Source organism: Cohnella sp. (genome assembly GCF_041641335.1).
In the GTDB taxonomy this organism is placed as follows: Bacteria; Bacillota; Bacilli; order Paenibacillales; family Paenibacillaceae; genus Cohnella.
Map to the genome: position 1 here is coordinate 23305 of NZ_JBEPYQ010000092.1, position 6541 is coordinate 29845.

6 protein-coding genes are annotated in these 6541 nt (G+C 56.5%); 2 read left to right on the forward strand and 4 right to left on the reverse strand.

Annotation, left to right across the window (positions count from 1 at the left end; translation table 11 throughout):
• Positions 1 to 1443 carry an L-arabinose isomerase family protein gene (locus tag ACESLM_RS24355; protein WP_372635492.1) on the reverse strand — a complete coding sequence of 481 codons (1443 nt, stop codon included), beginning with the start codon at positions 1441 to 1443 and terminating at the stop codon, positions 1 to 3.
• A gap of 53 nt (positions 1444 to 1496) precedes the next feature.
• Positions 1497 to 2846 (reverse strand): glycoside hydrolase family 140 protein, encoded by a 1350-nt coding sequence (locus ACESLM_RS24360; protein WP_372635495.1) that lies wholly within the window; start codon positions 2844 to 2846, stop codon positions 1497 to 1499.
• Between the two features lie 158 nt (positions 2847 to 3004).
• On the opposite strand from ACESLM_RS24360, the gene ACESLM_RS24365 reads away from it, so the two are divergent.
• Entirely contained in the window at positions 3005 to 3346 is a 342-nt protein-coding gene (locus tag ACESLM_RS24365; RefSeq protein WP_372635498.1) for a hypothetical protein, read from the forward strand.
• Between the two features lie 15 nt (positions 3347 to 3361).
• On the forward strand, positions 3362 to 4333 hold the full coding sequence (locus tag ACESLM_RS24370) for an SGNH/GDSL hydrolase family protein (protein WP_372635501.1): 972 nt from the start codon (positions 3362 to 3364) through the stop codon (positions 4331 to 4333).
• Here the strand turns inward: ACESLM_RS24370 and mnmH are convergent.
• Positions 4272 to 5303 carry a tRNA 2-selenouridine(34) synthase MnmH gene (gene mnmH / locus ACESLM_RS24375; protein ID WP_372635504.1) on the reverse strand — a complete coding sequence of 344 codons (1032 nt, stop codon included), beginning with the start codon at positions 5301 to 5303 and terminating at the stop codon, positions 4272 to 4274. The genes ACESLM_RS24370 and mnmH overlap by 62 nt on opposite strands.
• A 41-nt stretch (positions 5304 to 5344) precedes the next feature.
• Positions 5345 to 6394, reverse strand: a complete 1050-nt coding sequence (gene selD, locus ACESLM_RS24380) for a selenide, water dikinase SelD (RefSeq protein ID WP_372635507.1) — start codon at positions 6392 to 6394, stop codon at positions 5345 to 5347.
• Positions 6395 to 6541: the final 147 nt, after the last annotated feature.

Consider the following 6541-nt stretch of genomic DNA (forward strand, 5'->3'; position numbering starts at 1 on the left):
TTATACGATTTCCAGCTCGATGCCCAGCACCTTGGCGACATTCTTCAGCTTGGCGTTGACGTGGCCGACGCCGAGCGCGAAATGGTGGGTCGGCCCCGCCGAGCACCATTGCTCGATGAATTCCGCCACCGGGCGATCGAAGCTGCAGCGCGTGTTCGTATTGCCGGTTTGTGGGATTTCGCCCGGAATGGATAACCCTTCGGTCGCGATCATCTTGAAGCGGCCGTCCGCCGTCTGCGAGATACCGAGCAGCGTTACGGGTCCCGTCTGGATGCTGAACTCGACGCCGATGCCCGAGCCGGCTTTGCCGTGGAACAGATCCAGTCCGCGGATGATCGGCCGTCTGTTCGCGATCTTGATGTTATGAGGACCGTCATGCCCGACCAGCACGACGTTATCGACAAAATCGCACGGGTGCAGCTCGGCGAACGAGCCGCCTGCGTCCAACCGATCCAGGATGAGCATGGCCGCGCACGTCTTGAGGTCCGCTTCCCCCGCCAGAGGAATGCCCTTCCCCGTCAGCAAGGAATTGCCCAGCACCATGTTCGAGCCGATCCGCTCGTACTCATTGTTATCCAGACCCTTGTAATAATAAGCCAGACCGGTCAAGCCGAATTCCGACACCAGCTTGTCCAGCCCGACGGCCACCTTGGCGGACCACTCCAGGTCCTCCTGCTTAATCGGTCTCGTCACGGGATCGATGAACGGATCCGCGATCTTGAAGACGCTTTGAATCTCGTCGATCTTGTCCTTGACTTCTCCGCTCGTCGCCCCGTTGACCCGCTTCGCGAGATCGCACATCTCCAGCATTTGAACATGGGAGCCGAAGGCCGCCGTGAACGCCGTCGGATCCGAATTCATATCGTACATGCCTTCGTACGTATGACCCAGGTATCCGATCTTCGCGTGCCTGAACGCCCTGCGGGCGTTCGCCGCCTGGCACCAGGCCCTTAATTCCGCTACGGCTCTCGGGTCGTCGCGCAGCGTCCCGACGATCATGCCCGCCGCCGGCTTGCCGGCCCTGACGAGCACGCCCCCGATTTCCGGCAGAGAGCAAATATTGTCGTTCGCCAGCTGCATATAAGTCGTGGTGTTCCGGTAATCCAGACGTTTCAACGGTTGGAGCGCCACCAGCACGGTCGGAACGTTCAGGTTGAGAATGGCCGTAGCCGCAGAAGACGAAGTGACGTAAGTGCTCAGGTTGCAGAACAGAAAATCCACGTCGCGGGATTTCAAGTAGGCGGCTGCGGCGAAAGACTTGTCCACATTGTCGACGAAGCCCCCGCTGACGATTTCCACATCGTTGCCCGCCAGCAGATCCTCGAATTGTCGTCCATAGCCTTCCAGCTCTTCCTTCAAGCCTTCGAATTGTCCCCAATACGGCTCGTGACCGACCGTGATTACCCCGACGCGGGCTTTTTTCCGGATATTCGTCAAAGTCATGCTGTATTCCACCTTTGGTTATGAATTGAAAGTCGATTGCGAAAATGTTGCGGTCAGCCTTTCGAAGATGCCTTGTTCAGGACAAGCACCCAATCGTTCCCTCTGCCGCTTGACGGGGCGAAGAACCTGCGAATGCCGGAGCCCGGGAACTCTGCCGGCTCGGACGCTTGCGTAGATTGACCGTTCCTCGGATTAAACCAGGCCGCGCGAACCGTCTCGCTTCCGATCCGGTTCAATGAAACGTCAACGTACAAGCCGTTCGGACAGTAGATCATCGCTCTGCCCGCTCCCCTGATTCCGGGCATGTAGTTGGCTCCTGCAAAGGGATGCGCGATAAGCGTTTGATCCGGTTCGGCTTCGGCGATTCCGAAGGATTCCATCAACGCTTTCAAATGCCGCATTTGGCTCGCCCCCGGCCTCAAGAGAGCATCCTGCCATGACATAATAAAAAACGCGCCGGGCTCGGACTGCTCTACCGAATCGTACAGGCCGTCGCACATCGCCCATACGGATTGGTGCCCGTACGTATGGCCGAATGCCCCGGAGAACACCGCGTAATAGGCGGCTTGCCGGACATCGTCTTCATCGAAGTAACCGTTATGCGGGTTGAAGCCTCTGGGAAAGTCCTCATAGCACGGCTCCGCATCCAGTACCGGCTTGACCGGCGACAGACCGTAATCGGCCTGAACCCGCCGATAATTGGTTTGCTCCCCCCCGCCATGCCCGGACTGGATCATGTTGAAATCGAGCCAATCTTCCTCGTGAACCTGTCCGGAGGAGGAAGCCGAACCTTTCGGATGGAAAGTCATGAGGTGCTTGCCGCCGTCTCCTTCCCTCAACCCTTCCGCCATCGCATTCACGATTTCGAAATGCGAACGTTTCTGCAGGGCCCGGTCTCCCCCCAATACCCAGATGATTTGCGGGTGCTCTCGGTAACGCATGCCTAACCATCGACCATACGCGTAAGCATTCTCTGCCGTGAAGATCTCCGGTCCCTTGCCGAATTGTTTATTGAACTTATCCCCCCAAGTCGGCAGCAGGGCTACGTAAATCCCCTTCTCGGCGGCCGTTTCCAAGACGAAATCGACATGCTCCCAATAGGAATACGGCCCGGACAGATCCGGACTCGCGGGATCCATTCGGCCTTCCGCGTCTCTGAGGAGCGGCACTCTTCCATACGCGTTGCCGGTCGACGTGCCCACGAGATCCCCGAGAGCGACGGCTTGAACGACATTGAAGCCTTGTTCTGCCCGGCAGGACAAATAATGCGAAGCCTCTTCGCGATTCAGCTTATGAAAAAGCTGCCAAGCCGTATCGCCAAGCCAGAAGAACGGCGTTCCGTCCTCTCGTTCGAGATAGCGTTTATTCTTGCTAACCTGTAACCTTAACCTGTTTTCAACCAACTTGATGTCCCTCCTCCCGGTGATGATACAGTAACCAATCTGAAATAGGGCTACAATAGGTTAGGCTCAAGTAGTAGAAAATGGACAACGCAGTAAAAAAAATCTCGTATTCGTTTCTTCGATTCCCTACTACAATGAGCTAGAAAGGAGGCGCTAAGATGATGCGGCAATTCTGTTGTCATCCAGTTGCTCCGCCGCCCGCCCACATTTACTTGCCGACACCCGGCACGAGACGCAGCAATCCAATGGATATGCACGGTTATTCGCGCTGCAGAATTTATGTGCTCAGGTCAACCGAAAACGCCTCGATCGACCTGGTGATCAAGGGAGCGCCGAACGAATACGGTCCTTATTTGCAAGAGCTTGGGGAGCAGGCTTCGCAGTGCGACGTAACGTCGGATCTCTCTTTTGTTTTGCGCGATATTTCGCGTTACCTGGTCATCGAGATCCCGCGACTGACGGGGAGTTGGACGATTTGGGCGGTTCCTATTCATGCATAAAGAGGAGATCGGCCTATGCCGGAAATGAAAATTGAAAATATCGCTATGGATTACGAAGGGGAATGGAATGCGGTTCCTTGCGTCGATGCCAGTCTTGGAAGCAGGCATGAAACAAACGATGCGGCCGTTGACGACGCTGCGGCGAGATGGAGCGGGGCTTTTCGCTCCGCTAAGGTGTACGCTTCAACGGGCGACTACGGCCTTGCGGAGATTTGGGTGGATGGAAAACGACTTCAGGAGATCGATCTGTACAGTCCATCCGATCGTCATGGCATACTCGTCTGTTCCATCGACCATTTGGAAGCGGGATTCCATACGTTGGAAATACGAAAAAGCGGCCGGAGGAATAAACGCTCATCCTCTTGCCGCTTGAATCTCGATTATCTTGAACTGGATTTCGTAAAGCCTTTGAAGGTCAGTTACCACCAAATCGTCTGCGTCGGCGATTCGATCACCTTCGGCGCCAACGTCGAAGACAGACCGCTCGGGTTATACGGACGCAGGCTGCAAGGCATGCTTGCCGTTCCGGTTAGCGTACACGGCTTATCCGGCGCCTCGATTCGCACGGTTACAAGCGTGCTCGATGCCGTTGCCGCGCCTCGTAAGCCGGAGCTTATCCTGTGGCTTGCAGGCATGAACGACGAGAGTCCGTATTCGCCCATGGTTCAGGGCATCGACCGCATCAGGGAGCTGATGCCCGAAGCGGAGCTGATCGTCTCCAATATTCCATACAATACGTTTTATTCCGTAGAGCAGAATCAACGCAAGGCAGACGAAGTGATGCAGGCTTGCCGGAAAACGTCGGTTCCTTGCATCGATCTGTACGGATTGACGCATGGGAACGTCCGGCTTCATCTTCCGGAGAATACCGTACATCCCAATTCCGAAGGTCACGGCGTGATCGCTTCAGCATTCTACCGGGAGATTATGCGTCGGACATATAGCTTCGAACCGCCTGTAGCGCCTCTTCCGCGTTCCGGACGCTGAAGCGGATTTCCGGGCGATCCCCGTACCGCTCCGCCGTATAGGCATATCTCGGATCGTAGTAGTGTAAGAGAAGCAGCTCCACGGCTTCCGCGAAACGGTCTGCCAGCAGCAACGCTTCGATCTCGGCCGCGACGGGAGTATGAATGCGCAGCTTGATTTGCCTGAACGCTTGAACGTATTGCTCCTTAAATTCCACAGGGCGATAATCGACAAGGATTTGCTCGACCCTCGCACTGACGGGCATATCGATCCAGATCGGAACGCCCTCTTCTTTTTTGCGGATCAGCGGATCGGGCAGCATCACTTTCCCGATTCGTTTGCTCTCCGCTTCGAACAGGACGAAGGGAGAATGCCGGTAACGAAGCATCTCTTCGAGAAGATGAGCGTCGAACGTTTTCTGATTACGGCTTTTCAAGCCGATGTGCCCGAAGATCGATCCCCGATGCCCCGCCATCGCCTCCAGATCCAATACCGGGTAACCTTCCTCTCTTAATCGGCGGAGCAGCGCCGTCTTTCCCGTCCCCGTGTTGCCGTGGATCACGTAAGCCCGCGGGGGGAAATCCAACGTATTTATCGTTTCGACGACCCATCTGCGATACTCCCGATAGCCGCCGATCAAACGGAACGCTTGAATGCCCATCAAGGACAGAAGCGTTGCCGTCGTCTTGCTTCTCATGCCGCCGCGCCAGCAAAACACGACTTTCTTAGGTCGGATGCCCGCGAATTCCTTAATAAAGGCGGGAAGCTTGGCCGAGACGATCTCGAGTCCCCGCTCTTTCGCCGCCTGGACGCTCGTCTGCTTGTAGATCGTTCCGATCTCCGCTCTCTCGGCGTCGTCGAACAAAGGGATGTTCAGACTGCCCGGTATGGTGGCCAGCTCGTATTCGGACGGAGAGCGAACGTCTACGAACGCAAGCTCCTGCTTCTGTTGCAGCGTTCTTAATTCTTCGAGGGTAATATCTTGAAGCAAATAGATTCTCTCCTTACTTTGAAGCTCTCATTCAGCCTCTTCTACACAACCACGATCCGTCCCGGATGCTCCTCCACCGCCTCGCCGATCCGGCTTGCCTCTACGCCGGCTTCGCGCAGCGCCTCCAGCAGAGCGTCGGAATCGGACGGCGAGACGGCAATCAACAGACCGCCCGAAGTGACGGCGTCGCACAAAATCCATCTGTCGACTTGATCCGCGGACTCCGGGAACGCGACCGAATCTTGAATGTGGGCGAAGTTGTTTTTCGTCCCGCCGGGAACGAAGCCAAGATCCGCGAGCTCTCTGACTCTAGGCAGCAGCGGAACCTGATCCTTCGCGATGCGCAGCCCCACTCCGCTGCCTTTGGCCATCTCCAGCGCATGACCGAGCAGCCCGAATCCGGTCACGTCGGTGCAGCCGTGGACTTGGAAGCGGCTCATCGTTTCGGCGGCCGTTTTGTTCAATGTCGCCATCACCGCCGTAACGCGCGCAACCTCCTCCTCCGACAGTTGCTCCTTCTTGATGGACGTCGTCAGAATGCCTACCCCGATCGGCTTCGTCAAGATCAGCTGGTCTCCCGCCTTCGCACCGGCATTGGTTCGAACCTTCGCCGGATGTACAAGGCCGGTCACGGCGAGACCGAACTTCGGCTCTTTGTCGTCGATAGAGTGCCCGCCCACGAGCGTAATGCCCGCCTCGCTCACCTTGTCCGCCGCGCCGCGCAGAATGTCCGCGAGCACCTGCTTGTCCAGCGTAGTGATCGGGAACGCCACGATGTTGAGCGCCGTCAACGGGGTGCCCCCCATCGCGTAGATGTCGCTGATCGCGTTAGCCGCGGCGATTTGGCCGAAAGAATATGGATCGTCGACGATCGGCGTGAAGAAGTCGACGGTCTGCACGAGCGCAAGCTCGTCGTTAAGGCGGTACACTCCCGCGTCGTCGCTCGTATCCAGGCCGACGAGCAGATCGGGATTCGGCGCCGCCGAAGGAAGACTGCGAATGACCTGGGCCAAGTCGGCCGGTCCGATTTTGCAGCCGCAACCTCCTTTGCTGGAGTAAGAAGTCAATTTGATTTTGTCTGTTGTCGACATGCGGCCAATTCCTTTCTATTATCGTAACTTAATGAACCTCCCCTACTTACGCTTCGCTTAGAAGTAGGGGTTTCTTACCAGCCACACCGTTACTTTCTGCAAACAAATAGGTTGACTACTTGCTTTCGCTGCCAGCAGCGGAAATCT